The organism is Collinsella sp. AM09-41 (assembly GCF_003473245.1).
Classification (GTDB): Bacteria; Actinomycetota; Coriobacteriia; order Coriobacteriales; family Coriobacteriaceae; genus Collinsella.
On the sequence record NZ_QRMJ01000002.1, the window covers coordinates 91,603 to 116,720 of the forward strand.

The 25,118-nt window shown below is 58.8% G+C and carries 25 protein-coding genes; 12 read left to right on the plus strand and 13 right to left on the minus strand.

Translation table 11 applies throughout. The features are described from left to right. Both DW112_RS03450 and DW112_RS03455 read left to right on the plus strand, forming a co-directional pair. The gene (locus DW112_RS03450) at positions 1 to 699 is read left to right on the plus strand and encodes a hypothetical protein (RefSeq protein ID WP_118328331.1); all 699 of its coding nucleotides are present in this window, start codon (positions 1 to 3) and stop codon (positions 697 to 699) included. Continuing rightward, positions 687 to 1,535 (plus strand): NAD-dependent protein deacetylase, SIR2 family, encoded by an 849-nt coding sequence (locus DW112_RS03455; RefSeq protein WP_118328332.1) that lies wholly within the window; start codon positions 687 to 689, stop codon positions 1,533 to 1,535. Before DW112_RS03450 ends, DW112_RS03455 begins: the two co-directional genes overlap by 13 nt. A 28-nt stretch (positions 1,536 to 1,563) precedes the next feature. On the opposite strand, the gene DW112_RS03460 is transcribed toward DW112_RS03455, so the two are convergent. Beyond that, positions 1,564 to 1,914 (minus strand): TetR/AcrR family transcriptional regulator, encoded by a 351-nt coding sequence (locus DW112_RS03460; protein ID WP_118065712.1) that lies wholly within the window; start codon positions 1,912 to 1,914, stop codon positions 1,564 to 1,566. 143 nt (positions 1,915 to 2,057) lie between these two features. Between DW112_RS03460 and DW112_RS03465 the strand changes: the two genes are divergently transcribed. The 4 genes from DW112_RS03465 (at position 2,058) to DW112_RS03480 (ending at position 4,631) form a co-directional block, all read left to right on the plus strand. Next, on the plus strand, positions 2,058 to 2,258 hold the full coding sequence (locus DW112_RS03465) for a hypothetical protein (protein WP_089572807.1): 201 nt from the start codon (positions 2,058 to 2,060) through the stop codon (positions 2,256 to 2,258). Continuing rightward, complete coding sequence (locus DW112_RS03470) at positions 2,255 to 2,944, plus strand: radical SAM mobile pair protein A (RefSeq protein ID WP_118328333.1); 690 nt, start codon at positions 2,255 to 2,257, stop codon at positions 2,942 to 2,944. Before DW112_RS03465 ends, DW112_RS03470 begins: the two co-directional genes overlap by 4 nt. Beyond that, complete coding sequence (locus tag DW112_RS03475; RefSeq protein WP_118328334.1) at positions 2,932 to 3,840, plus strand: radical SAM mobile pair protein B; 909 nt, start codon at positions 2,932 to 2,934, stop codon at positions 3,838 to 3,840. Before DW112_RS03470 ends, DW112_RS03475 begins: the two co-directional genes overlap by 13 nt. Before the next feature lie 230 nt (positions 3,841 to 4,070). Next, positions 4,071 to 4,631, plus strand: coding sequence for a GNAT family N-acetyltransferase (locus tag DW112_RS03480; RefSeq protein WP_233545853.1), 561 nt, complete (start codon positions 4,071 to 4,073; stop codon positions 4,629 to 4,631). A gap of 345 nt (positions 4,632 to 4,976) precedes the next feature. Here the strand turns inward: DW112_RS03480 and DW112_RS10060 are convergent, their stop codons facing one another. Further along, the gene (locus tag DW112_RS10060; protein WP_233505628.1) at positions 4,977 to 5,186 is read right to left on the minus strand and encodes a hypothetical protein; all 210 of its coding nucleotides are present in this window, start codon (positions 5,184 to 5,186) and stop codon (positions 4,977 to 4,979) included. A 1,396-nt stretch (positions 5,187 to 6,582) separates the two neighbouring features. Next, entirely contained in the window at positions 6,583 to 6,750 is a 168-nt protein-coding gene (locus DW112_RS09940) for a hypothetical protein (protein ID WP_158571723.1), read from the minus strand. 834 nt (positions 6,751 to 7,584) lie between these two features. Here DW112_RS09940 and DW112_RS03495 point away from each other — a divergent pair. The 4 genes from DW112_RS03495 (at position 7,585) to DW112_RS03520 (ending at position 13,191) form a co-directional block, all read left to right on the plus strand. After that, positions 7,585 to 8,871: an MFS transporter gene (locus DW112_RS03495; RefSeq protein ID WP_117628872.1), complete on the plus strand. Its 1,287-nt coding sequence runs from the start codon at positions 7,585 to 7,587 to the stop codon at positions 8,869 to 8,871. A gap of 260 nt (positions 8,872 to 9,131) precedes the next feature. Beyond that, on the plus strand, positions 9,132 to 10,601 hold the full coding sequence (gene abc-f, locus DW112_RS03500; protein ID WP_117629050.1) for a ribosomal protection-like ABC-F family protein: 1,470 nt from the start codon (positions 9,132 to 9,134) through the stop codon (positions 10,599 to 10,601). 674 nt (positions 10,602 to 11,275) lie between these two features. Next, the gene (locus DW112_RS03510) at positions 11,276 to 12,238 is read left to right on the plus strand and encodes an Abi family protein (protein WP_117628874.1); all 963 of its coding nucleotides are present in this window, start codon (positions 11,276 to 11,278) and stop codon (positions 12,236 to 12,238) included. Between the two features lie 533 nt (positions 12,239 to 12,771). Continuing rightward, positions 12,772 to 13,191: a YjdF family protein gene (locus tag DW112_RS03520; protein WP_118328337.1), complete on the plus strand. Its 420-nt coding sequence runs from the start codon at positions 12,772 to 12,774 to the stop codon at positions 13,189 to 13,191. 208 nt (positions 13,192 to 13,399) lie between these two features. On the opposite strand, the gene DW112_RS09865 is transcribed toward DW112_RS03520, so the two are convergent. Together DW112_RS09865 and guaA are read right to left on the minus strand one after the other, a co-directional pair. Continuing rightward, positions 13,400 to 13,789 carry a hypothetical protein gene (locus DW112_RS09865; RefSeq protein ID WP_158571724.1) on the minus strand — a complete coding sequence of 130 codons (390 nt, stop codon included), beginning with the start codon at positions 13,787 to 13,789 and terminating at the stop codon, positions 13,400 to 13,402. A 384-nt stretch (positions 13,790 to 14,173) separates the two neighbouring features. After that, a complete protein-coding gene (gene guaA, locus DW112_RS03530; RefSeq protein WP_035136929.1) occupies positions 14,174 to 15,772 on the minus strand; it encodes a glutamine-hydrolyzing GMP synthase in 1,599 nt (532 codons plus the stop codon). Positions 15,773 to 16,040: 268 nt separating this feature from the next. Between guaA and DW112_RS03535 the strand changes: the two genes are divergently transcribed. Next, complete coding sequence (locus DW112_RS03535) at positions 16,041 to 17,054, plus strand: asparaginase (RefSeq protein ID WP_117786451.1); 1,014 nt, start codon at positions 16,041 to 16,043, stop codon at positions 17,052 to 17,054. A 22-nt stretch (positions 17,055 to 17,076) separates the two neighbouring features. Here DW112_RS03535 and DW112_RS03540 read toward each other — a convergent pair whose 3' ends face one another. Next, the gene (locus DW112_RS03540; RefSeq protein WP_118328338.1) at positions 17,077 to 17,325 is read right to left on the minus strand and encodes a helix-turn-helix domain-containing protein; all 249 of its coding nucleotides are present in this window, start codon (positions 17,323 to 17,325) and stop codon (positions 17,077 to 17,079) included. Between the two features lie 133 nt (positions 17,326 to 17,458). Further along, positions 17,459 to 17,929 (minus strand): IS200/IS605 family transposase, encoded by a 471-nt coding sequence (gene tnpA, locus DW112_RS03545; RefSeq protein WP_117734320.1) that lies wholly within the window; start codon positions 17,927 to 17,929, stop codon positions 17,459 to 17,461. A 207-nt stretch (positions 17,930 to 18,136) separates the two neighbouring features. Between tnpA and DW112_RS03550 the strand changes: the two genes are divergently transcribed. Continuing rightward, the gene (locus DW112_RS03550; protein ID WP_118328339.1) at positions 18,137 to 18,526 is read left to right on the plus strand and encodes a hypothetical protein; all 390 of its coding nucleotides are present in this window, start codon (positions 18,137 to 18,139) and stop codon (positions 18,524 to 18,526) included. A gap of 9 nt (positions 18,527 to 18,535) precedes the next feature. Here DW112_RS03550 and DW112_RS03555 read toward each other — a convergent pair whose 3' ends face one another. From DW112_RS03555 to DW112_RS03580, 6 genes are all read right to left on the minus strand, one after another. After that, positions 18,536 to 18,889: a DUF1648 domain-containing protein gene (locus tag DW112_RS03555; protein ID WP_233545854.1), complete on the minus strand. Its 354-nt coding sequence runs from the start codon at positions 18,887 to 18,889 to the stop codon at positions 18,536 to 18,538. 41 nt (positions 18,890 to 18,930) lie between these two features. Beyond that, the gene (gene ychF, locus DW112_RS03560) at positions 18,931 to 20,007 is read right to left on the minus strand and encodes a redox-regulated ATPase YchF (protein ID WP_035136922.1); all 1,077 of its coding nucleotides are present in this window, start codon (positions 20,005 to 20,007) and stop codon (positions 18,931 to 18,933) included. Positions 20,008 to 20,121: 114 nt separating this feature from the next. Next, a complete protein-coding gene (locus tag DW112_RS03565) occupies positions 20,122 to 21,375 on the minus strand; it encodes a 4Fe-4S binding protein (RefSeq protein ID WP_118328340.1) in 1,254 nt (417 codons plus the stop codon). A gap of 151 nt (positions 21,376 to 21,526) precedes the next feature. Further along, the gene (locus tag DW112_RS03570; protein WP_118328341.1) at positions 21,527 to 22,594 is read right to left on the minus strand and encodes a glycerol dehydrogenase; all 1,068 of its coding nucleotides are present in this window, start codon (positions 22,592 to 22,594) and stop codon (positions 21,527 to 21,529) included. A 113-nt stretch (positions 22,595 to 22,707) separates the two neighbouring features. Continuing rightward, on the minus strand, positions 22,708 to 23,808 hold the full coding sequence (locus DW112_RS03575; RefSeq protein ID WP_118328342.1) for a glycerol dehydrogenase: 1,101 nt from the start codon (positions 23,806 to 23,808) through the stop codon (positions 22,708 to 22,710). An 83-nt stretch (positions 23,809 to 23,891) separates the two neighbouring features. Next, positions 23,892 to 25,115, minus strand: a complete 1,224-nt coding sequence (locus DW112_RS03580; RefSeq protein WP_006234677.1) for an iron-containing alcohol dehydrogenase — start codon at positions 25,113 to 25,115, stop codon at positions 23,892 to 23,894. Between the last annotated feature and the right edge of the window lie 3 nt (positions 25,116 to 25,118).

A 25,118-nucleotide genomic window follows, 5' to 3' on the forward strand; every position in this document is an offset into this window, starting at 1 on the left:
ATGGAGACGGCGAAAGCAGTTCGCATAGGCAGGGCGCTAGCCGAAGCGGATCTTGTCATCATCGGCGCTAGCAACGGACTGGACATGGCAGAGGGGCTCAACCTTTTCTGCGCCGATGCTCATTTCCAAGAGGTGTACGGGGACCTCGCCCAGGCAGACGGCATCGGCTGCATACTGCAGGGGCTTGCCTCCCCGGATGCCAGCGTGCGACGCCGATGGGCCGAGCGGTTTCATCAAAAGGAATATCTCGAATATGAGCCCAGCCCGCTCATGAACGAGCTGCGGCGTCTTACAGAGCACGCTGACACCTTCGTGATCACGTGCAATATCGACGGGCACTTCGTACGCGCAGGGTTCAACGAGAACCGCGTGCTCGAGACGGAGGGGGGCATACGCACGTCGATCGACGAGCGGCGTCTCGCCCATCCAGACGCCCTCGCCACGGCCCAGCTCGAGGAGCTCGAGCGCCTTGTGCAAGCCCATCGCAACGGCAGGGTCGCCATCCTCGAACTTGGCGTGGGACTGCGCAACGGCATCATAAAGCACATGCTCGCCCAGATCGCGAACGTCTGCGAGCACGCCACCTACATCGTGTTCAACTACAGCCAGGCCATGGCGCCCGACGCCTCGTGCGAGACGATTCTCGTTGACGGCGATATGACCCCGGCTTTCGAGGAGATTGCCCAATGCCGTCTCTAGAGAGGGAAGCGTATAGGCTTCGAAGCCTTATCGACGATGCCGACGCCATCATCGTCGGCATCGGCTCGGGCATGTCAAGCGCCGCCGGGTTCAACCATTACAACCGCGCAGGCATGGCGCGCGCCGGAATGACGGACTGGCAGCAAGCCTTTGGCTTCAAGAGCCTTTTCGACGGCTTCTACCACCTCTACCCCAGCCTCGAGCAGCAATGGGCCTACTACGCGCGATACATCGACTTCATGCTGCGCGAGCTGGCCTCGCAGCCCTATCTCGACCTACGGTCCCTCATCGGCCATAAGGACTACTTCATCCTGAGCACCAATGTAGACACCCAAGTCGAGAAGACGTTTCCCACCGAGAGGATCTGCAACTATCAGGGAAGCTTCGCGCACCTTCAGTGCAAGCAGCCATGCTGCGACGAGCTCTTCGATGCGAGCCCCTACGTCGAGCGCATGCTCGCGGGCATGGCGGGGTTCGAGGTCCGCAGCGAGGATGTCCCCCGATGCCCGCATTGCGGCTGGCAGCTTGTGCCGTGGGTGCGCGACGACACGTTTCTGCAAGGTGCGGCATGGCGCGAGAGCCTCGGACGATACGAGCGCTTCGTGCGCGAGCGCAGCGATCGCCGCGTGCTGTTGCTGGAGCTCGGCGTGGGCGAGATGACCCCCGGCATCATCACGCTCCCGTTCTGGAGCATGACCGCGAAGCTGCCGGATGCGCACCTTTTGAGCGTAAACATCTCGGGCGGCTCGGCTCCGCTGCAGCTTGGAAGCAAGGCAGGGGCGATCCAGGCCGATTTGGGCACGCTGCTCTCGGCGGCGCGGGCAGGTGGCGAGTAACGCGGAGCGGTAGACGCGCAATGAGGTTTTAGCCGCAGCCTCCGAACGAGAGGGCTCGGAGGCTGGTATTCCTGAATCGCAGGTCACGATGGGTTATCGGAATCGCGAAGAGCGGATACCGCCAGTAAGCCCCCTTCGGAATAGGCGTTGAGCAGCTCCTGGGCATGGGCGAACTCGGGGCCTCGTCGATAAGCGCATCGAGCAGCGCGTACTTATCCTCGTAATGCAGATAGAACGTTCCCCGGTTGATCTCGGCGCGGCGGCAGATGTCCGCCACCGTCATCTTCGCGAAGCCGACCTCGGCCAGCAGCGCGAAGAACGCCTCCCGTATGACCGAGAGGGTGTAGCGCCGCCGGCGGTCGATCTTGGTTTCTCCCATCGCCTCTCCAATCTGAGTCGTTTGACAATGTCCAGTAGCTGTTCGTTTATCGACAGGTGCACGCGTTTGTTCATTGCCCCTGCGAAAATCAACAAGGATACTGTTTATAGACACCTGTTTTTTATAGCTGAAAGGGAGCACGGATGACCCTGTGCGAGAAGCTCGGCATCGGGCTTGTCAGCCGATCGTTTTCCCATCGGGCCGTCTATCGAAACGGCGGCACGTCATACGATTTGAGCGATTGCGAGCCTGCTGCTTGCAAGCAAGATATCGAGGCTTTTGCCCGCAAGGTGGGGGAGGCTGATTGCGTGTTTACGGGAGAGGCAGGTAGGCAGGCGTTATGAGCATCTGCATCAAAAATCAGATTCAGAATATGAATATCGTCATCGGCTGCACGGTGGGGTGTCCATATTGCTATGCCCGTAACAATGTGAAACGTTGGCATATGATTGACGACTTCGCTGATCCTGCGTTCTTCCCGAGCAAGCTCAAGATGATGGAAAAGAAACGCCCGCAGAACTTTCTCCTTACCGGCATGAGCGATCTCTCCGGGTGGAAGCTGGAATGGCGAGACGAGGTATTTGCAAAGATCCATGAGAATCCACAGCATCAGTTCCTGTTCCTGACCAAGAGACCCGATTTGCTGGATTTAAATACCGACCTGGAAAACGCATGGTTCGGCGTTACGGTGACGAGGAAAGCGGAGCTGTGGCGTATCGACGCCCTTCGGAAAAACGTCAAAGCAAATCACTTCTTCGTTACTTTTGAGCCGCTATTCGACGATCCCGGTACGGTCGACCTTTCCGGAATCAACTGGATCGTCGTCGGTACCATGACCGGGGCGCAGAGCAGGAAGGTTCATACGGAACCGGGGTGGGCATGGTCTTTGACGGACCAGGCGCACGCGCTTGGCATTCCAATGTTTATGAAGGAAGACCTCGTCTCTGTCATAGGGGACGAAAACATGATCCAGGAATTGCCGGAAGAATTCGAAAGAGTGCTGGAGGTACAGAGAACATGGCGGAAGTGATCGATGGAATCCTCATCAATGAGATGGAAGCAAAGAACATCATGACCAAGTCCAGCCTGCCGGTAGGCGGCTACTCGGTCAATCCCTATGTAGGCTGCACGCATGCCTGCAAGTATTGCTATGCCTCCTTTATGAAGCGCTTTACCGGACACAAGGAGGAATGGGGCACCTTTCTTGATGTGAAGCATTGGCCGGAAATCAAGAATCCGAAGAAATACGCTGGACAGCGGGTGGTTATCGGTTCTGTGACGGACGGCTACAATCCACAGGAGGAGCGATTCGGGAATACCAGGAAACTCCTGGAGCAGCTGATTGGCAGCGATGCAGATATTCTGATCTGCACAAAGTCCGATCTTGTGGTACGGGATATCGATCTGCTGAAGAAGCTTGGACGAGTGACCGTTTCATGGTCGATCAACACGCTGGATGAGAACTTCAAGAACGATATGGACTCCGCGCCGAGCATCGAGCGTCGCATCGCTGCTATGAAGCAGGTGTATGACGAAGGTATCCGTACGGTCTGCTTCGTGTCCCCGGTATTTCCCGGCATCACGGATTTTGAGATGATTTTTGAGCGAGTAAAGGATCGGTGCGATTTGTTTTGGCTCGAAAATCTCAATCTTCGGGGTGGTTTCAAAAAAGCGATCCTGGATTATATCGCCGAGAAACACCCCGATCTCGTACCGCTTTACGATGAGATCTATAACAAGCGCAACCGTAGCTATTTTGAAGCGCTTGAAGTAAAAGCCGAGGAAATGGCCAAGAAGTACGATTGCCCCTTTGTGGACAACGAAATGCCTTATGGCAGAGTCCCCCAGGGGCATCCGGTGATCGTGGACTACTTCTATCACGAGGAAGTCCGAGGGTCGGATAATAGCGGAAAAAGAAATCGTTAAACGGAAACCGACGACGATTCGCTCGAGCGATTAGCGTCCACGCGTGGCTTCTGCCGATTGGCGCAACGGGCGACGGATTAAGGGATCGTTCGGGCGGATGATCCCGCTGCAGTACAGGCGGTCGCTCAATTTGGCGGCATGAGCGTTTTCGCACGGAAAACCAGTATCCCCTGTGCCGAGTTTAAACGTAGCGAATACAATGGGCACTGAGCATCAATCGAAAGTGGTCGATGGAGATGGATATGCAACTGGCAACCGAGCGGCTGATACTGCGCCCGTGGGCCGAAACGGACGCAGAGGACCTGTACAGATACGCGAAGGACGACAGGGTGGGGCCGATTGCCGGCTGGCCGCCTCACTCGAGCGTTGACGACAGCGCCGAAATCATCCGCACCGTGTTTTCCGCGCCGGAGACGTACGCCGTTTGCCTGAAGGAAGACAACAGGGCCATCGGAAGCATAGGGTTGATGATTGGCGCGCGGTCCGACAAGGAGATTCCGGACACTGAGGGAGAAATAGGCTACTGGATCGGTGTCCCGTTCTGGGGCAAGGGGCTGATACCGGAGGCGGTTCGAGAGCTCGTCCGCCATGGTTTCGAGGACTTGAAACTGGACAAAATCTGGTGCGGGTATTTCGACGGGAACGAGAAATCGAAACGCGTTCAGGAAAAATGCGGCTTTGTTTGGCACCACACCCGCAAGGACGTCTGCTGCGAGCTGATGGGCGACATCCGTACAGAACAGATCACTTGCCTGACGAGAAGTGATTGGCTGAGTCAGTCTAAAGCTTGATATGCAACATGGGTTCTGCGAGCAGCTCGCAAACCCCAGGTCGCAAGTCTTCGTCAGCGGTGAGCAAAGTGAGTGGTCTCAGGTGGCTTGCCTATGGGCTGGCGCGCAGGCTGGGGCTTCGCCATTGGAGCGATCGTTTCATGTACTAGCCTTTTCGCACAGCCCATGATTTAAAAATAATTGGTTTTCCGCAAGCAAGGCTTCCAAGTGCCAGGGACGTTTTCCCCGGCTTTTTCTTATCCAGTTGAGCGCACTTGCCGTCCAGGTCGTCAGATAACGAAGGCAAGCAGCATAGTCATTGGGATCGTTCTTAAATGACTAGTCGTTAAAGAACGTCCCCGACCACTAACTATCGCAAGTGACGAAATCGGGCAGGCGGATGCACGAGATAAAGTTGAAGTCGTCTTTCCTCGTGTAATCGATCTCGCCATCGGCGCGGTCTTGCCACCAGAAGCCCTCGAGCGGCGGCACGACGAAGTCGAAATAGCCTTCGATTTCCCGCAGGCCCTTCTTCGACCTCTTGATGGCATAGGCAACGCCGTAGAGCAGCGGCAACGCGCTCTGCTACGCGCCGCCTTCGGCATTGGGATCGCCCTTGCCCCGCACGGCAACGTAGCTCATAGACGGAACGATCAGAATGCTCGGCTTGTCAGGCGGTTTGCCCGCGATGTTGTAGCGCACCGTAGACGCTGATGGAGATGGCTGCGCGCAGGCACGAGTGCGCCGCCGCACCTCATGGCCTGTTTCTCGGGTATTTGGGGCGCGCGGCGTTCAAAAATGCGGAGCGACTCCGCATGGCTCGAGACTGAGCCGAGGTGCCCTACTTCTCGCCCTCCAGCAGCCCCACGATACGGTCGATGTCGACGGCAAAGCGAGGCCTTCCCTCGCGCTCGTAGCGATCGAGGTATGCCTGGCACTCGGAGACAATGCGCTTGGTGTTGCCGTCGATGATGTGCTGGAGCGTCTCGTAGTAGGCCGAGCCCTCGGTCCTGAAGCGGCGCTGCCCCTACAGGTGAGCGATACTCTACGCCTTGCGGCACCCCGTCGCCCACGGAGGTTAAACGTGCACGTAAGCCGTACTCTGAAAGCCGCGGCTTCCGGCAAGTAGTTTTTACCACGAAAACTCGCCTTAGATGCGTGTAGCTCTCAAAATAACACTCGCCGAGCCGTTACTTAACCGCCGACCTCGCTTGATGCAGAGGACATTGGGGCAACGATAATGCGGATGAGTGCCGTGGATTCAAGTGGGCCTCGTGCCGTCCTTTCTGCGTTCATGCGCCCGTCTTCATTGCCTGAACTAAATTCCCCAAATAGAGCGTTATGGAGCGCATCGCGGCGTTACATGAAGAAGCCCCAGATAGCCAATTCTACCTGGGGCTTCATTGCTATTCACTACCTTTTGTGACGTGCCGTTTTAGACCCTCGGCTACTCCCACTCGATGGCGTCGGTTCTGCCGTCCCGTCATTCCAGTTACACCCAGTTTTCGGCATCGACACGGAACGCGTGCCGCCGAATGACGCGATGTCGCGTTTCGTCGGCTTCGGGGACAAAAGTTGGGACAACCTCAAAAAACTTTTTTCAAACTCAGGGCTTTGAGTTTTTATTTTTGTCCCAAGGGGCACGGAGAGCCGCCTTTGGAGGCTCGATATCGCCGAAAACGCCCGTTTTGAAACTCAACCGCCTTTGAGCCTGCAAGCCACCAGCTTCAACAGTAAGTGAGTCGACGCGGGTGGCTTACGAGCCGTTCACAAAACCGCAGGCCACAGGTCTTTGTCAACGATAAGCAAGGTGAATAGTCTCAGGTGGCTTGCCCATGAGTTGGCGTAAGCCTGTTTAGCAAAAGGCTAATCGGACACGACAGGCCGCCCGCATGGCGACGGCGTTTCCCGTGCGGGCACAAACAGCCCTGCGTGCCCTGTCGCGCGATATCCCAATGCGACGTTCAGAACCCTACCCGCCAAGCAGCCACCTCGCGAAATTCAGCACGAGCACGCCCTCCCGGGTATGGGGCTCATGCCTCGTGCGAGTGATGAGAATCTTCGGGAATGCATCCCCGATGGATAGAATCGGCGCAATCCCCCTCTCGAGCGTCGAATCGGCGCCGATATCGTCGCTCACATACACTCTCCTTCCCGGTTTCGAAACCTGGAAGGCAGTATGCGCAAGGATGCGTCGAGGTGCGATCCCAGTCGTACCATGCCAGCAGAGATGTCGAGGCACATTCGTTCATGCTGCAATGCGGGCATCGGAGATGAAAAAAAGCCCGTCGGGTAGTCATGGGCGTGCGGGAGCCCGCATCAGTAACCTGCCTCCTCGGTTGTCCCTTCTTTGCATGGTCGTCTACATAAAGGAGGAACCAGCCATGCAGATCAGCATGCTTGCCCTTCTTGGGTCACGGACCGGGGAGGCGAGGGCCTCCGTCGGGACCGCCCCGAGCAACCGGCATATCCAAGGAATGACAAGGCTCGATCGCTGTGCTGGTCAGGATGCCGAAGCGGGCCGTCCGCCAATCGGAATGCGGGTCAGGATGCTGCAACGTGATTCCAGCTGCAGGATACGGCTCCTTTGCGGTTGCCGCAAAACCTGCTGGCAACATTCTTACTATCCGAATGATGTACGCATCCCTTGGGATCGTTTCGCCTGACCAGGGCCATCTTCAGCGCCTCATCGGCCAGCTCGGCAGGCGCCTCTTCCACGCGTAATAGCCCTGGCGGGTCACCTACGCAACCAAAGATACAAAAGGGATCGAATGGCCAGAAAGGATTGTCCTTGCCGACAGGCAATCCTTGACAAACGAGCTTCAGCCTCCTTAAAATTGCGTGGTTTGCCGAACTGAGTCAGCGAAGGAGGGGTGTCGTGGTTGGTCTTTTCCGCACGTGGATGAGCGCCTAAAAAGCGGCGCTGTTATGGCGTCGCGCTGTTTTGCACGCCATTCCACGATTGGACATAACCATGATGTTTGAAACCTCTCGGCGCAGGTCTGTTTCGCTGTGCCATTCATGGCAATTTAAGATTTGTTTCGTATGGGGCGGGGAGCTCGTGTCGACATTGACGAGCTCGATTCTCCAAATGGGTCTCATTTGGCATATCGCCCTCACGACAGGATCATCTTCCCTCCTCTCCCTGGCATCGTTAGCAGGCTTTCTGCCGATTGCTTTGTTCGGAGTCCTTGCGGGCGCCGTTGTCGACAGACTGCCTTTGAAACGTGTTCTCATCGGCGCCGACCTCTTCGTTGCCGCGGTGGGCGCCGCCTTGGCGATTGCCTCGTTGGCCGGCAGCTTACCTGCGTGGTCAATACTCATCGCCCTGTTTCTCCGCGCAGCTGGCACTTCGTTCTACAAGCCGGCCTCCCAATCCCTCACGCCCCATCTCGCCCCGCCAGAGCATCTCGTTCGCCTATCGGGAGTGATGCAAGCGATTCAGTCCGCCGGATACATTCTTGGCGCCGCGCTCGCGGCAGTGATTTATCCTGTGGCGGGCATTACCGCCATGATTGCCCTCGACGTGCTGGGGGCGCTTTTCGCTTCTCTAGCTGTCCTCGCCGCTCAGATAGACGCAGGAGGACTCGACGAAGCCGACCGCAGCTCGTCCTTTTCCAATAAAGTTCGAGAACTTTTCTCTGAGATTTCGGACGGCTACAAGCTGATCAGGGGATACAGGGGGCTGTTCGCCATTCTTTGGTGCGGGTTCGTCTTCGCTTTCGCGTTCTCCCCACTCGCGGCATTGTTCCCAATAATGACCTTGGGACATTTTGGCGGTAGCACGGGGGATGCTGCTTTGGTGGAGGTCCTTTTCTCCGCAGGCATGCTGGCTGGGTCCGGCATTTTGGCGGCCACGGGAGGGTTCCGCAATAGGTCGCTCACCATGGTCGCCGCAATCGCCGGCTTCGGCGTCGTCGCAATCGCATCCGGATTGCTCGGCCCGTCGCTGTTCGCCGCTTTCCTACCGGCGAGCTTTCTTATGGGCGCATGCTCCCCGCTGTACGCGGGAACCCAGACTGCCCTTATGCAGGAGCAGATACCTCCTGAGTACCTAGGCCGCGTTTTTGGTCTCTATGGAACCATTATGGCGTGGGCCATGCCCATGGGCCTCGCAGCCCCCTCCGTTTTTGCGCACCTGCTCGGAGCTCCGTTGTGGTCCGTCGGTTCTGGAGCGACCATGACACTGCTTGCGTTGGCGATGCTTCTCGCTCCAAGCGTCCGAAACGTGGGGAAAAAAGATTCCGGGCAGATTCAATAGCCCAAGCATTCGAAAAAAGAGGCGGCAGCCATCGGTTCGCGCGTCAGCCTTCAAGCCCTTGCGACGACGAGGTATTGCGCCGACATCCCACATCGCGCTCCTTATTCGCCGCCAACTATCATTTTCGGATTTGCCGGCTTGCGCAAGGCCAAAACGCTCACGCCGGCAATCGGGCAAAGGCGAAAAATCGACGTGAGCGATTCTTTATTGGCATGGCTGCGCTTCCAGAAAACGACAATACACAAAAGGTGGTTCAACTTATGGAACTCATAGTCAAAGCTAAAGACATCTTTTTGGAATATGCCGGCCGCGATATTCTGGACATCGAAGAATTGGAAATCTACCCCTACGATCGCATCGGCTTGGTAGGAGACAACGGTGCAGGCAAAACCAGCCTGCTAAAAATCCTGAGCGGCAATCTAACCATTGCGGACGCCGACGTCAGGCGCTTCGGCAGCATTGCCCTCATCGGCCAGCTCGACGAACTCGACCTTGATGCGGCTCAGGACAACGGCGAGATGCTCTCCCGTCTCAACGTCGCCGAAGTGGCGCAGGAGACGATGAGCGGCGGGGAGGAAACACGCGCCAAGATTGCCTCTGCGCTCTCCCAGCATGCAAGCGCGATCTTCGCCGACGAGCCTACGAGCCACCTCGACCAAGACGGCATCCGCCTTCTCGTCGGACAGCTCAAGGCATTTGATGGGGCCCTGCTCATCGTGAGCCATGACCGTCATTTTCTCGACCAGGTGGTAGACAAGATCTGGGAGCTCAAAGACGGCGGTATTTCCGAATTCTGGGGTGACTACTCCGACTATCTGCGACAGAAAGAAGAAGAGCGCAAAGCTCAGGCGACTCGATACGAAGAGGCGATGCGCGAGCGCGATCGCCTCGAAGCCGCCATCGAAAAACAGCGGAAAAAAGCACGGCAGGTCGACGCCAAGCGGAAGGGTGCGAAAAAAAGCAACGAGTATGCAGGTCGCTTGGGGCATCAGAAAACAACCGGCACCAAGCAGAAGAAAATGCATCAGGCAGCTAAGAACATGGAGAAGCGCCTCGAAGCGCTCGAAGGGATCGAGGCCCCAGATAGCATTCGCGCCGTGCGCTTCCGCCAGAGCAAGGCCCTGGAACTGCACAGCAAATTTCCCATCTCGGCAGATGATTTCAGCTTGAGCTTCGGCAACTGCGTGCTCTATGACCACGCGAAATTCGAGATACCGCTCGGTGCCAAAGTGGCCATCACCGGTGGCAACGGCACAGGAAAGACCAGCCTGCTGAAGGCAATCGTTCGACGCGCCGACGGTATCAACATCTCTCCCAAAGCAGAGATCGGCTACTTCGAACAGACAGGTTACAAGTTCGACGCCCGCCAGTCTGTGATCTCGTTCATGCAGAATGGTTGCGAGTACAGCATGACCGAAATTCGAGGCATCCTCGCCTCTATGGGAATCGGACCGCGCGACCTGACAAAGGACGTTGGCGTTCTCTCGGGAGGCGAAGTCATCAAGCTGCTACTCGCGAAGATGCTGCTGGGCAGATACAACATCTTGCTCATGGACGAGCCTGGAAATTACCTGGACATCAAGAGCGCCGAAGCCCTCGAGCAGATGATGAGCGCCTATGCCGGAACGATAGTGTTCGTCTCCCACGATAAGAGGCTGGTCGAGAACGTCGCAGACATTGTCTACGAAATAAAGGACACCAAGCTAGTCAAAATCTTTCAGCGCGAATAGCCCTAAATGAGCAGGAAATAATCCCCGAACGGAGACAAGGGAGTAAAACGGCAAAGAAAGAGCCTCCGTCCCAACGCAGGGAACGGAGGCTCTTTAATCGCTTTTACTCATCTCCGTCGCTGGTGGCTTTGTCATGACTCTCGTACGAAACGAAACTCAGCGGCATAGTGCGGCACTCAAAATCGCAGGTCAGAACCCTGTCGTCCTACTCCCACTCGATGGCTTTGGTTCTGTCGTCCCGTCATTCCAGTTGCATCCAGTTTTCGGCATCGACATGGAACGCGTGCCGCCGAATGCCGCGATGTCGCGTTTCGTCGGCTTCGGGGACAAAAGTTGGGACAACCTCAAAAACTTTTTCCAAACTCAGGGCATTGAGTTTTTGTTTTTGTCCCAAAGGAGCTTCCGGCCGTGATTCGGGTGCCCGATTGGGCGGAATCGCCCGTTTCTGAAACTCAACCGCAGCATCACGCGCAAGCCACTCGCAACAACTGCAAATGATTGGTCGCGGGCGGCTTCCAACGCGATTCCAAAGCCGCAGGTCAGGCGACTGCGCTGCTGACAGGGAAAGGGAGTCGTATCAGGCGGCTTGCCCATGAGTCGACGATGAGGCCTCCATCGAATGTCGAGAACATGCTGGTAAAATAGGCAATACTTTTTATGACAGGAGACCGAGCATGGCCGAACCCCACGATAGGAAGCCGATCCTCACGATCGAGCAGCAGATAGAGCACCTCAAGCAGAAGGGCGTAGCCTTCGAGCTGTGTTCCGAGGAAGAGGCCGCGGACTACCTGCGCGACAAGTGCAACTTCTTCAAGCTCGCATCCTACCGCAAACTCTTCTCGAAATACGAGGGAGGCCCGCGCGACGGCCGCTACGTAGACCTCGACTTCGGCCAGCTGCGCCTGCTCGCGGCGCTCGACCAGGAGCTGCGCCACGCCCTGCTCGGCATGACGCTCGACATCGAGCATTTCCAGAAGGTGACACTGCTTCGCGAGATGGAGGACCGCGGAGAGGACGGCTACGCCATCGTGGCCGACTACATGGCATCGCTTACCACTGCAAACAGGGAGTACCGCCTGCGCGAGCTCAAGATGAGCGGCCGCAGCCCCTACAGCTCGAGCCTCTACGCGAAGTACTCCGGCGACATGCCTGCCTGGGCCTTCCTTGAGCTCACCTCGTTCGGCACCCTCATCGACTTCGTGCGCTTCTGCGCCAGGCGATGGGGCGACAGGCGCCTCGAGGCCTCCCACTACGACCTCAAGCGCGTGAAGTCCGTCCGCAACTGCGCCGCGCACGGCTCGTGCCTGATCAACTGCTTCGCCGAGAGGGGCGCCGCCCGGGGCTCGGCGTCCAGCGGCGTCTCCCGAAGGGTCGCCGCCGTGGGAATTCCCAAGGCGACCAGGAGGAAGTGGATGGGGAACACGGCCATGCAGGAGGTCGCGACCGTGCTCGTGGCGCACTCCGGCTTGGTACCCGAGGGCTCCTCGCGCTCGCGCGCCGCATCCGAGCTCGCCGGGATGTTCGCCAGGGCCGACGGCGAAACCGAGGCGCTGCCCGACAAGGGGCCCGACGCCGCAGCTCGCTCCGCGCTCGAGTTCCTTCGCAGGTTGACAGAATCGCTCGGGTTGGTAGAATAGCCTGCAGATAGCAAAACCTTCACGGTTTTAGGGGCGGACTTGCGCAAGCGACTCTGCCCTATTTTTATATTCACTCGCTATAGGAGACGGGTGATACCTGGGTCAATGACAGAACTGAGAGGCCCGGAATAATGGAGCCAGTTAGAAACCCTCGGGTTTGCGGGGCGGGATCGTGAGAGCGGTTCTGCCCTATTTTTTTCCTCCGTCTGCCCCAAACCAAGTAGTTCGAAGATAGCCTGTAGGTGTCCTCATGGGTGCCTATTATTTTTCAGGGAATCAGACGCCCGTTCATGAACGCGGCCATCGGCCGCTTCATGAACGGGCGACCGGCTTGACCTGGATCGAACCGCCTTCATCCCCGTCTAGGCGCCGGCAATCAACACCGTAAATCCGCGCGTGCTACAATGCGGGCACCAGAGATGAAAACACAGTCCCCGTCGGGTAGTCGTGGGCGTGCGGGAGTCCGCATCAGTAACCTGCCTCCTTGGTTGTCCCTTCTCTGCATGGTCATCTACATAAAGGAGGAACCAGCCATGCAGATCAGCGCGTCGTCCACTCTGACCGTATATCACGACGGCCAATTCTGGGTCGGGCTGGCGGAGCATGTCGAGGACGGCAGATACGGCGTCGCCCGCATCGTCTTCGGCACAGAGCCGTCCAACGAGGAAATCCTGCAATTCATTACAAGCAAATGGGCGAAGCTCACGTTCTTCGGCGACGAGGCCACGGAAACAAGCAAGCCCGCGAAGAATCCCAAGCGACGCGCTCGCGAGGCAGCGAAAGCCCTTAAGCGGCCCGCGGTGAGCACCAAGGCACAACAGGCGCTCGCAGCACAGCGGGAAGCGATGAAGCGGGAGTCGGCTCGAGCAAGAAGCCAGCGTCGCGCGGATGAGGCGGAGGCGCGCTTCGAGCAGCGAAAGCTGAAGCGCAAGCAGAAGCATCGTGGGCATTGATCGCCATGTGCAGCAAGGCAAACCATATACAGCAGTGGGGCCAGTTCCACTTGAAGCCGACGCCGCGTAGACGCTAAAGGTGACGGCTATGCACGGGCACGGGCGAGCCACTGCACTTCACAGCTTGTTTCTCAAGTATTTGGGACGCACACGCGGCGTTCAAAAATGCGGAGCGACTCCACATGGCTCGAGACTGAGCCGAAGTGCCCTACTTCTCGCCCTCCAGCAGCCCCACGATACGGTCGATGTCGACGGCGAAGTGGGGCCTTCCCTCGCGCTCGTAGCGGTCGAGGTACGCCTGGCACTCGGAGACAATGCGCTTGGTGTTGCCGTCGATGATGCGCTGGAGCGTCTCGTAGTAGGCCGAGCCCTCGGTCCTGAAGCGGCGCTGGTAGGACTTGGTTATGGGGAACATCTTGATGTAGTGGATGCCGTGGCGACAGCCGGGGCGCGTCGTGGGGCGGGGTGGCAACGCAAAGTACTGGTCTTTGGGCACGTTGGGGGCGATGTTGGAATGCAGCGGCACGGCGAAGTCCCTGCGCTTCCCGCGGAAACGCAGCCTCACCACCACGATGCAGGGGCGATTGTGCTTAAGCATGAGCTCGCGTTCGCCCTCGACGAGGTCGAAGAAATCCTGGGGATGGATACGATCTTCATCGGCTACGCCCCCTTCATACGAAGCGGGGCCCGCATCGCTGCAGACCCCTACAGATGGGCGATATTCTACGCCTTGCGGCACCCCGTCGCCCACGGAGGTTAAACGTACACGTAAGCCGTACTCTGAAAGCCGCGGCTTCCGGCAAATAGTTTATACCACGAAAGGTCGCTTTCAACGCGCATAGCTCGCAAAATAACACTCGCTGGGCCGTCACCCCTGGCCGTTACCCTCCAATCTTCATTGGAGTCAGCAGGTCAATTCATATAGTTATGGGGGTGTATCCTAAAGGAAATCAAATTAATACCCCCATAACTAAGGAATTTTCTATTCCCACTCGATGGTCGCGGGCGGCTTGGACGTAATGTCGTAGCAGACGCGGTTGGCGCCAGGGACCTCGGCAACGATGCGGCCGGAGATGCGAGCCAGGACGTCGTAGGGCAGCTTGGCCCAGTCGGCGGTCATGGCATCGCTGGACTCGACGGCACGCAGGATGATCGGGCGCTGGTAAGTGCGCTCGTCACCCATAACGCCGACGGACTTGATGTCGGGCAGGACCGCAAAGTACTGCCAGCAGCTGTGCTCGGAGTTGCGCTCGCCGGTCTGCTCAAACAGGCGCTGGTTGTAGGCGTCGAGCTCCTCGCGCACGATAGCGTCGGCGTTCTTGAGGATCTCGAGCTTCTCCTTGTCGACCGCACCGATGATGCGGATGGCAAGACCCGGGCCCGGGAAAGGCTGACGGAACACGATGTGACCCGGCAGACCCAGCGCCAGACCAAGCGCGCGGACCTCGTCCTTAAAGAAGTGGTCGAGCGGCTCAATGAGGTCGAAGTGCACGCCCTCGGGGAACGGGATCAGGTTGTGATGGCTCTTGATGGTGGCCGTCTTGCCGCCCGTCTTGCGAGCGCCGGACTCGATGATGTCGGGGTAGATGGTGCCCTGAGCCAGGTACTTCACGGGTTTACCATCGGTCTCAAGCTGCTGAGCAACCGCGAAGAACTCTTTCCAGAACTGCGTACCGATGATGCGGCGCTTCTCCTCGGGCTCGGTCACGCCGGCCAGAAGCTCGGCATAACGGTCCTCGGCGTGGACGTGGATAAAGTCGACGTCAAACTGCTTGGTGAAGACCTCCTCCACCTGCTCGGGCTCGCCCTTGCGCAGCAGACCGTGGTTGATGAACACGCAGGTCATCTGCTTGCCTACGGCGCGGGCGCCCAGCGCAGCCACGACGGAGGAGTCGACGCCGCCGGACAGGGCCAGAATCACGCGGTCGTCGCCGACCTTCTCGCGGAACTCGGCCGTCATGGTCTCGACCAGGTTGTCCATGCTCCAGTTGGGCTCCAGGCCGCAGATCTCAAACAGGAAGTTGCTCAGCAGCTGCTGACCATACTCGGAGTGCTTGACCTCGGGGTGGAACTGCGTGGTGAAGATCTTGCGCTCGACGCACTCCATGGCGGCAACCGGGCACACGTCGGTGCTGGCGGTAACGGTAAAGCCCTCGGGCACCTCGGACACGGCGTCGCGGTGGCTCATCCACACGGTCTGCTCCATAGGCGTGGAGTTAAAGAGCTTGGCGCCGGCCGTACGCGTGATGGTAGCGCGGCCGTACTCGCCCACCTCGGAGTGGCCGACCTTGCCGCCGAGCGTCACGGCCGTAATCTGATGACCGTAGCAAAAGCCCAGGACGGGAAGGCCCAGGTCAAAGATGGCGGGGTCGATGGACGGAGCGTCCTCGGCGTACACGGAGGCCGGGCCGCCAGAAAGGATGAGCGCAGAGGCGTTCATCTCGCGAATCTCATCGGCCGAGATGTCGCAGGGAACGATCTCGGAATACACGTTGAGGTCGCGGACGCGACGGGCAATGAGCTGACCGTACTGCGCACCAAAGTCGAGTACGAGGACCTTTGCGGAAGCCTTTTGATCCATGGTTTCCCCCTCCTGTTGGCGGGGAGCCGGTGCCCGCCCGCGTGAATGAACGAAAATAACTTTCATAGTGTACACGTTATATGGGGTTTCTCGTCCCTCGCAGCCATCAGCGCACGGCAAACGCACGACCTGGGCCCCTATTTGGCTCCAATTGAAGTGTTACCAAACGTTACAGATGATGTAATACGTTTGAACATTGGACGCCCTGTGCCACAATACTGCCGAACGACTCCGCCTCTGCGGCGGCAAATACGATAGGAATACCAGCATGAAGCGCATCCTTCTCATCGCCACGGGCGGCACCATCGCATCGACCGAGGACGGCAACGGCCTCTCCCCCGCCCTGACCGGTGAGGAGCTCGCCCAGAGCGTCCCCGAGATCTCGGGCCTCTGCGAGCTCGACGTCGTGCAGCCCATGAACATCGACAGCACCAATATGCGCCCGAGCGACTGGATGCGTATCCGCGACGTCATCGTCGAGGGTTATGCCGACCACGACGGCTTCGTGATTCTGCACGGCACCGACACCATGAGCTACACCGCGGCAGCGCTTTCCTACCTGATTCAGGACAGCCCCAAGCCCATCGTGCTCACCGGCTCGCAAAAGCCCATGGGCAATCCATTTACCGACGCCAAGCTCAACCTGTACCAGAGCCTGCTCTATGCGCTCGACGAGCACTCGCACGACGTCTCGATCGTGTTTGGCGGCGTAGCCATTGCCGGCACGCGTGCCCGCAAGCAGCGCACCATGAGCTTTAATGCGTTCATTAGCGTCAACTATCCGCCCATTGCCTATATCCGCAACGACCGCATCGTTCGCAACGGACTCCACGGCACTCACCAGAACGAGAACCCGGTTCGTTTCTACGACAGCATCGACCCGCGCGTATTTGTACTCAAGCTTACGCCCGGCGTAAACCCGGGCATCCTCGACGCCCTTGCCGATAGCTACGACGCCGTGATTCTGGAGACCTTTGGCATTGGCGGTATCCCCGAGTTTGGTGAGTCGGGCGAGTCGTTCCAAGAGGCAATTTTCCGCTGGGTCGATTCGGGCCGCACCGTCGTTATGACCACGCAGGTCCCCGAAGAGGGCCTCGATCTGGGCGTTTACGAGGTCGGCCGTGCTTACGCCGATCATCCGGGCATTCTGCGCGGCGACGATATGACAACCGAGACGCTCGTGGCCAAAACCATGTGGGCACTCGGCCAGTCACGTGATGCCGCCGAGATCCAGCGCCTGTTCTACAGCCAAGTCAACCACGACCGCATCCCGATGGCGTAATTCAGTTGTCGACGAGTATCCCCTATTCGATGCCCTCGAGAAGCTCTGACACCGTCATGCCGAGTGCGGGTGCGATCTTAAATAGAACCTTGAGCGTGAAATTTGCCGTCCCATCTTCGATTCGGTCGAGGTAGGGTCGGCTGATTCCTGTCGCCACACAAAAATCAACCTTGGAGATACCAAGGTCCCTGCGTGTCTCTTCGACCCGCCTGCCAAGAATCTGTTTCGCACGTTCGTCCATGCAGCCGAGTTTGAAATGGAGCTGAATCAAAACCACCCCTAAAAGGGGTGGTTTGCTCTTAGGGTATAACCCTTGGATTTCCGGCACGCGTCTAAAGGCGCCGGCCCTCACGGGGTTCGGGCCGCACTGCAGGTTGACCCGTGACGGGCCGGTCAAACCGGCGCTATTTGCGCCCCGGCCCCCTATCGAAGGGGTCCTCGTACTCCTTGACGCTCAGCCGGTCGAGCGCGATGTCGGCCTTCTCCTGCTCCCGGATGTACTTCGCGATCGTCGCCTCGTTCAGGCCGACGGTGGAAACGTAGTAGCCCTCGGCCCAGAACTTCCTGTTGCCGAACTTGTACTTCATGTTCGCGTGCCTGTCGAATACCATCAGCGAGCTTTTCCCCTTCAGATAGCCCATCACGCTGGACACGCTGTACTTCGGCGGTATCGCCAGCAGCATGTGGACGTGGTCGGGCATCAGGTGCCCCTCGATGATCTCTATCCCCTTGTACTGGCAGAGCTTCCTGAAGATCTCCCCAAGGTCGGACCTTATTTGGTTGTAGATGACTTTGCGCCTATACTTCGGCGTGAACACGACGTGGTACTTGCACATCCACTTCGTGTGCGACAGGCTGTAGGCCTTCTGGGCCATACGCCACCACCGCCCTCTCGACTCGGATTCCTTGCGGCCTGAACAATCGCAAGTGTCCGGCGAGGGGGCGGCTTTGTAAAGCCGGTTGTCCCCACCCGCATAGCGGGTGGTTTCTGATGCGGCGCGCTGCGCGCCCCGCACAGGCTAAAGCCTTTAACAAAAACGTAAACTATAGTTTACGTTTTGCCGAATACACAGGAGTTTTCTATGTCGGGTTCTTCGGTCCGCATGTACCGAGCCACGCTTCGCACAAACAGCGCACCGCCCAAGCTCGTCGTCGTTGAAGCCGAATGCCTTTCGCCCGATGAGCGCACAGCATTTGCATTGCTATCAAGTCGCGTCGCCGCCGTTCTGATCCCTTGCCCAGCGCAAGGTGAACTTGCCATCCAATGCCAAACGCACAGCTGCCCGCTCAATCAGGCTGCCGTAATCGCAACCAGCCAACGCGGCCTGCCGCTCCTTCTAGAAGCCGGCATCGCACTCGCCCTTCATGGCGCCGGATACGAAAACGAGACCGCCGCCGACATGGTCTTTAAACCACGATCGAGCGGCGGCCTCGCAGCAGCCATTGAATATATGTGCAGACTCGTTGCCTAAAAGGACAAGCTAGAAACCAAGGCCAAAGCCCGTTCCGGTAATCGCCGAGTACATAAAGTAAACGTTGACCACGTTGAGGAACACACCCGTGATGCAACCGTTGCGCAGGTAGCGCTCGCACACGATGCGCGCCATGGCGGCGGAGTCATCATTGTTTTTAGCCTGGCGTCCCGCCGTAAAGTACGTCGCCACGCTCAGCAGCAGGTTGAGCACCGGCAGTGCCAGCAACTCGTAGCTCTTGCCCCAGCGCGTCGCCTCGCCGGCGGCATTAAACTTTGTTGCCACCTCGGGACCAATGTTGGGGATAACGCACGCTGCGACCACCAGCGGAATCACCGCAAGCACGAGCAGTGCAATACCCATGTAGCCAGCTTTTTTGCCATATTTAAACATATGCGTCGTCCTTACACGTTAAAGCGGAAGTGCACGACGTCGCCATCGGCCATGACATAGTCCTTGCCCTCAATACGCAGCTTGCCGGCGGCCTTGGCGCCCTGCTCGCCGCCGAGCTCGATGTAGTCGTCGTAGCCAATGACCTCGGCCTTAATAAAGCCGCGCTCAAAGTCGGTGTGGATGACGCCGGCGGCCTGCGGGGCGGTCGCGCCCTGACGAACCGTCCAGGCCTTGACCTCCATCTCGCCGGCCGTAAAGAACGACTGCAGGCCGAGCAGCTTGTAGGCTGCCTGCGCGAGCACGTCCAGACCGGGCTGCTCCAGGCCCAAGCTCTCCAGGTAGTCGGCCGCATCCTCGGGATCGAGCTCAGAAAGCTCAGCCTCGATCTTGGCGCAGATGGGCAAAGGCTTGACGCCATCGATGGGCGCCAGATCGTCGTTGAGCATATCCTCGTCCACGTTTGCCACATACAGGATGGGCTTCATGGTGAGCAGGAACAGGCCCTTGGCGGCGGCACGCTCCTCGTCGGTCATCTCCATGGATGCGGCGCGCTTGCCCTCGTTGAGCCAGGCAAGCAGACGCTTGGCAACCTCAAACTTGGGCATGAGTTCCTTGTCGCGCTTGGCCTCCTTCTCGAGCTTGGGCAGCTGCTTCTCGAGCGTGCCCATGTCGGCCAGGATGAGCTCGGTCATGATGGTATCGGCGTCACCGGCGGGATCGACGAACTCGCCCGTGCGGCCCACCTCACGCATGACGTTGGGGTCCTTAAAGTAGCGCACGACCTCGCAGATGGCATCGGTCTCGCGGATGTTTGCCAAAAACTGGTTGCCCAGGCCCTCGCCCTCGTTGGCACCCTTCACCAGGCCAGCGATGTCGACAAACTCGACCGTAGCCGGCACAATGCGGCCGGGGTTAACGATGTCGGCGAGCTTTTGCAGGCGGCTATCGGGCACATCGACGATACCCACGTTGGGGTCGATCGTGGCAAACGGGTAGTTGGCGGCAAGGCCGGTCTTTTTGGTAAGCGCGGTGAACAGCGTCGACTTGCCCACGTTGGGCAGGCCCACGATACCGATGGAAAGGGACACGACAGCTCCTTTTGGTACAAGCATTTCAAACTGCATAAGTATAGCGCCGCCGCAGCATCTGGGCGAACCCGGACGCCACGGCAGCACGAATGAAGCAGAGATAGGGGTCGCTGACTAGTCCGCGAGTTTCTCCACCTGATCGAGCATCTTGTCGAGCTTGGCCTTCGCCTCAGCCTTGACCTTCTGGGCTTCTTCGTGGGCCTTAGCCTTCTGGGCGGCCTTTTCCTCGGCCTCGGGATCGACGACGACCAGGTTGGACGCGTCGTGCTCAACAAGCTTGAGTGCATGCTCGGGGCACACCTTGACGCAGGCTCCGCAACCCAGGCAATACGTGGATTCCAGTGCAAAGCGGCCGCTTCCCACCAGATCGCAGGCAAACGTGGGGCATACGTTGACGCACTCGCCGCACGACGTGCACTTGTCAAAATCGCATTCCGGCGTGCTAACCTGCATGTTCTGGGCAAGCTCAGGGTGGTTTTGCAACGTCGAGAGCACCAGTTGGCGCCCGTGCGTGAGCGAACGGCGACGCTTGGTCGTCGTGGTGCCGCACATGGTGTTGAGCGTACGCTCCAGCTGGGTAATCTGATGGCGATGAACCTTGAGCTTCTGCGTCACCGAGGCGAGCGCCGCCGTCGCCGGATTGAGCTTGGTCACCGTCAGGCCCGTGGTGCGGGCAATCTTTTCCATGTACTCCTTGCGCTCGTACTCGCGGCGCTTATGACATTTGAGGCTCTTGGGGTCGACCTCCAGGCCCATGCCCGTACCGGCCCACTCCTCGGCGGTAGCGATTGCCTCGCCCAGAATGTCCTCACCGCCGGTGTTGCGGCATTTATCGCACACGCCCAACGGCAGGTACACACTCACGTTGGGATAGTCCGCCAGTACCGAGAACCAGGTCTCGGCCGTAATATCGCCCACGCAGGCAACGACGACCTCGTTCTCGCGCGGCATGCGCTTAAGGGCGCGCGTGCAGGTGACGTAGGCGGTCTCGTGGCTCGTAGCTGCCGAGACAATGTCGTCATACAGGTTTTTGGGCGCCAAGCGCGGCGAGATGATCGCCTCGGTCGGACAGGCAGCGGCGCACAGGCCGCACTTGCGACAGGAGTCGAGGATCTCGATGGCGTCTTCCTCGACCTCGATAGCGTTGACCGGGCACACGTCCATGCACGCGGTGCAGCCGCTCTTTTCGTTTTTGCAGGTCAGGCACGGAATGGTGTTGCCGCGCGGACGCTCCTTGTAGTCGGCAGGATTCCACTGCGGAGCCGACGGATCGAGTGCATCGGTCACGCCGCCAAGCGGGTTTTTAAGAAAGTCGAAACCCTTGCTGATCTCGATAATGTCATCAAACAGATCGTGTTCCTGCGCCATGCGCGGCCCCTCCCTGAGCAGTGCAAACAAGCAAGAAATAATGATACGCCATCGGCCCGTGCCTCGAGCAAATTACACGCGGAGCACCTTTGCGGCAAATAGCCCATGGCCTATCGCCGCCTCGATTGCACAAGGTCAATCAAGCGCCAAACTATGCCTCGCACATGAGCTGCACGAGCTTTTGTTTGGTCACCTTGGCCTGCTCGTTGGCCATATTACGCTCGTTTCTAAAGACCGCATTTGCAACACCCTGCAGATCGGCATCGGAAATCTCGCCAAGGCCCAGCTCCTCGAGCGTCGTCGGCAGACCAACGCGCTGGCAAAACTCGAGCACCTGATCAAGCTCGGGCGCACGCTCCAGGCGCAGCTGCACCACCAGGCCAAACGCTACGGCCTCGCCGTGCATGGCCTTGCACTCGGGCAGAATCGTCAACCCGTTAGCGATAGCATGGGCGAGCGCTAGGCCGCCACTCTCAAAGCCGACACCCGAGAGCAAAATATTGCACTCGATCAGGCGCTCAACCGCTGGCGATGTACGGCCCTTTTTTAGATCGCGCTTGGCAGCGACACCACACTCCATAAGCGTATCGTAGCAGGCACGTGCCGCGACCAGGGCCAAGTGCCCCGGCGTTCCACCATGCTCGTTGGTGCCGTGCGCCGCGGCACACGAACGCGCCTCAAAGTACGTTGCCAGCGCATCGCCCATACCAGCGACCGTCATACGCAGTGGGGCCGCCGCGACCACGTTGGTATCGACCACGACCAGGTCTGGATTTTTCTCGAGCATCAGGTAGCGGTCGAACGACCCATCCTCGTGATACAGAACCGAAATCGCGCTGCACGGACCGTCCATCGAAGCCGCCGTGGGGCATACGCACAACGGCAACTCGGCATAAAACGCTACTGCCTTGGCGATATCGAGCATCTTGCCACCGCCAATACCCACCACCATGTCGCAATACTCGGCCTGGGCTTCCTGAGCCATTCTGACAACGGCCTCTTCCGTACACGGACCGTTATAAATCTTAAAGAACGGCTCGCTTAGATCTTCGTCCAGAAATCCATCGACGATCTGCCTGCACAGCCGATCCTCGGTGCCCTGGTCAAACAAGACATAGGCAGCGCAGCCCAACCATGACAAATACCTGCCCTGGCGCGAAAGCTCCCCCGGCCCCTGAACATACCGGCCGGGACCGCCGTAAACCATAGGAAGCGCCATACGAGAATCCACCCTTCATCAAACAACGATTGGTGCAAAGTAACCTGACCCCTTTGCACCTTAGCAAAAAAGGGGCAAAGCCATCTGCTGGCTTTGCCCCTTTTTTGCTTGATTTACTCATCCATGAGATAGTAGTGGCCCAGTGCGTCTGCACCCAGAATGGCGTTTGCGACCATCTCGGGCGTCACCTCAAACGGCATGTTGCACATGGTGTCCTCGGGCGCGCACGCGGCCTCGGCAACAATCATGGCCTGCTCGCGCGTAACCTCGGCAACGCCAAGCTCCTTCATCGTGACCGGCAGGCCCAGCTCAATGCAGAAGCCCAGGACTTCCTCGAGTTTCTCAGTCGGAGCATCCTCGAGTACCAGCTGGACGATGGTGCCAAAGGCGACCTTCTCGCCGTGATACATGCCGTGGCACTCGGGCAGCATCGTCAGGCCATTGTGGATGGCATGAGCAGCAGCAAGGCCCGAGCTCTCAAAGCCAATGCCCGAAAGCAGCGTATTGGCCTCGATGATATGCTCGACTGCAGGCGTGAGCGCACCCTTCTCCAGCGCGACCTTGGCCTTGACGCCATCGGCCATAAGCGTCTCGTAGCAAAGCTTGGCGAGCGCCAGACCGGCCATGCCGCCCTTGCCGCCAGCGCAGGTGCCACCGTCGGCATCATGCGTCGCCTGGGCCTCAAAGTAGGTTGCGAGCGCATCGCCCATACCGGAAACCGTCAGGCGCACCGGGCTCGCCGCGATAACCGTCGTATCCATCAGGACAATGTTGGGGTTTGCCTTAAGGAAGAGATATTTATCGAACTGGCCATCGTCGGTGTAGAGCACCGAAAGCGCCGAACACGGGGCATCGGTCGAAGCAATGGTGGGACAAATGATAACCGGGGACTCCAGGTAATAGGCGACGGCCTTCGCGGTGTCGAGGATCTTGCCGCCACCGACGCCGACGATGATGTCGCAACCGTTGTCGCGAGCGAGCGCGACCAGGCGATCGACCTCACCCTTGGAGCACTCGCCGTTAAAGTCCTCAAACAACAGCTCGGCCTTAGCCTCGGCAAAACCGCCCTCGATCTTGGCACCGACGCGCTTCTTGCCCGAAGGCGTCACGATGACGAGGGCCTTAGCGCCGAGCGGCTCGACATAGGAGCCGAGCTTGGCGAGCTCGTCCGGACCCTGGATGTACTTGCTGGGGCTATTGAAAATTGCAGCCATAACTATCCCATTCTCTAAAAGAAAAAAGAAAGGGGCTCCGTACAGATACGTGCGGAGCCCCTCGTTACGATAACAAGAGTCGATTAGAAATCGATGTCGGTGTCGTAGTAGCAGGCCTTGAGGATCTTCTCGAAGTCGGCAGCCTTGGTCTCACGCGGGTTCTCGGGCGTGCAGGCGTCCTGCTCGGCGTTCGCGGCGATCTCGGGGAGCTTGGCGAGGAACTCCTCCTCGGAAACCATCTGCGGGTTCTCGGCGTCGACCTTCACGCCACCATTCGCGTAATCCTTGATGGACTGCGGAATGTTGAGCTGGTCGTTGAGATCGCGAATCTTCTGGACGAGCGCAGCGATGAGCTCCTCGTTGGTCTCGCCGGGAAGGTGCAGGATCTCCTTGGCCACGTAAGCGTAACGCTCAGCAGCACGCGGGTCCTTGGAGTTCCACTGGATTACCTTGCCCAGGTACATGGCGTTAGCGGCACCGTGGATGATGTGGCCGTTCTCGAAGGCAGCACCGGTCTTGTGAGCCATGGAGTGAACGATGCCGAGCAGGCCCGAGGAGAAGGCGATACCGGCGATGCACTGAGCCTCGTGCATGTGCTGACGGGCCTCATGGTCGCCAGCATAGGACTTGGGCAGCCACTCGACGATCTCGCGGATGCCGTGCAGGGCGTTGGCGTCGGTGAACATAGAAGCGCAGGTGGAAACGTAGGCCTCCATGCAGTGGGTCAGAGCATCCATGCCGGTGTGGGCGCACAGCTTGGCGGGCATGGTGTAGGTGAGCTCGGGGTCGACGATGGCGACATCAGGGGTGATGTTGAAGTCGGCCAGCGGGTACTTGATGCCCTTGGCGTAGTCGGTAATGACGGAGAACGCGGTGACCTCGGTAGCGGTGCCGGAGGTAGAGGAGATGGCGCAGAAATGAGCCTTCTGACGCAGCTCGGGGAAGCTGAACGGCTGGATGATGTTATCGAAGGACTCCTCGGGATACTCGTAGAAGACCCACATGGCCTTAGCGGCATCGATGGGCGAGCCGCCACCGATGGCGATAATCCAGTCGGGCTCGAACTCGCGCATGGCCTCGGCGCCCTTCATGACCGTCTCGATGGACGGGTCGGACTCGACGCCCTCGAACAGCTTGACCTCGAAACCGCCTTCCTTAAGGTCGTTCTCGACGTCCTGCAGGAACCCGCCGCGGCGCATAGAGCTGCCGCCAGAAACGATGATGGCCTTCTTGCCCTTGAGGTTCTTCACCTCGTGGCGAGCGCCCTCACCAAAGTACAGATCGCGAGGATTGGTAAAACGTCCCATACT

What these genes read in the sequence shown, in the direction of transcription:
- DW112_RS03450 (WP_118328331.1), top strand. Translation starts at nt 1, where the DNA reads ATGGAGACGGCGAAAGCAGTTCGCATAGGCAGGGCGCTAGCCGAAGCG.
- DW112_RS03455 (WP_118328332.1), top strand. Translation starts at nt 687, where the DNA reads ATGCCGTCTCTAGAGAGGGAAGCGTATAGGCTTCGAAGCCTTATCGAC.
- DW112_RS03460 (WP_118065712.1), bottom strand. Translation starts at nt 1,914, where the DNA reads ATGGGAGAAACCAAGATCGACCGCCGGCGGCGCTACACCCTCTCGGTC.
- DW112_RS03465 (WP_089572807.1), top strand. Translation starts at nt 2,058, where the DNA reads ATGACCCTGTGCGAGAAGCTCGGCATCGGGCTTGTCAGCCGATCGTTT.
- DW112_RS03470 (WP_118328333.1), top strand. Translation starts at nt 2,255, where the DNA reads ATGAGCATCTGCATCAAAAATCAGATTCAGAATATGAATATCGTCATC.
- DW112_RS03475 (WP_118328334.1), top strand. Translation starts at nt 2,932, where the DNA reads ATGGCGGAAGTGATCGATGGAATCCTCATCAATGAGATGGAAGCAAAG.
- DW112_RS03480 (WP_233545853.1), top strand. Translation starts at nt 4,071, where the DNA reads ATGGAGATGGATATGCAACTGGCAACCGAGCGGCTGATACTGCGCCCG.
- DW112_RS03495 (WP_117628872.1), top strand. Translation starts at nt 7,585, where the DNA reads ATGATGTTTGAAACCTCTCGGCGCAGGTCTGTTTCGCTGTGCCATTCA.
- abc-f (WP_117629050.1), top strand. Translation starts at nt 9,132, where the DNA reads ATGGAACTCATAGTCAAAGCTAAAGACATCTTTTTGGAATATGCCGGC.
- DW112_RS03510 (WP_117628874.1), top strand. Translation starts at nt 11,276, where the DNA reads ATGGCCGAACCCCACGATAGGAAGCCGATCCTCACGATCGAGCAGCAG.
- DW112_RS03520 (WP_118328337.1), top strand. Translation starts at nt 12,772, where the DNA reads ATGCAGATCAGCGCGTCGTCCACTCTGACCGTATATCACGACGGCCAA.
- DW112_RS09865 (WP_158571724.1), bottom strand. Translation starts at nt 13,789, where the DNA reads ATGCTTAAGCACAATCGCCCCTGCATCGTGGTGGTGAGGCTGCGTTTC.
- guaA (WP_035136929.1), bottom strand. Translation starts at nt 15,772, where the DNA reads ATGGATCAAAAGGCTTCCGCAAAGGTCCTCGTACTCGACTTTGGTGCG.
- DW112_RS03535 (WP_117786451.1), top strand. Translation starts at nt 16,041, where the DNA reads ATGAAGCGCATCCTTCTCATCGCCACGGGCGGCACCATCGCATCGACC.
- tnpA (WP_117734320.1), bottom strand. Translation starts at nt 17,929, where the DNA reads ATGGCCCAGAAGGCCTACAGCCTGTCGCACACGAAGTGGATGTGCAAG.
- DW112_RS03550 (WP_118328339.1), top strand. Translation starts at nt 18,137, where the DNA reads ATGTCGGGTTCTTCGGTCCGCATGTACCGAGCCACGCTTCGCACAAAC.
- DW112_RS03555 (WP_233545854.1), bottom strand. Translation starts at nt 18,889, where the DNA reads ATGGGTATTGCACTGCTCGTGCTTGCGGTGATTCCGCTGGTGGTCGCA.
- DW112_RS03565 (WP_118328340.1), bottom strand. Translation starts at nt 21,375, where the DNA reads ATGGCGCAGGAACACGATCTGTTTGATGACATTATCGAGATCAGCAAG.
- DW112_RS03570 (WP_118328341.1), bottom strand. Translation starts at nt 22,594, where the DNA reads ATGGCGCTTCCTATGGTTTACGGCGGTCCCGGCCGGTATGTTCAGGGG.
- DW112_RS03575 (WP_118328342.1), bottom strand. Translation starts at nt 23,808, where the DNA reads ATGGCTGCAATTTTCAATAGCCCCAGCAAGTACATCCAGGGTCCGGAC.
- DW112_RS03580 (WP_006234677.1), bottom strand. Translation starts at nt 25,115, where the DNA reads ATGGGACGTTTTACCAATCCTCGCGATCTGTACTTTGGTGAGGGCGCT.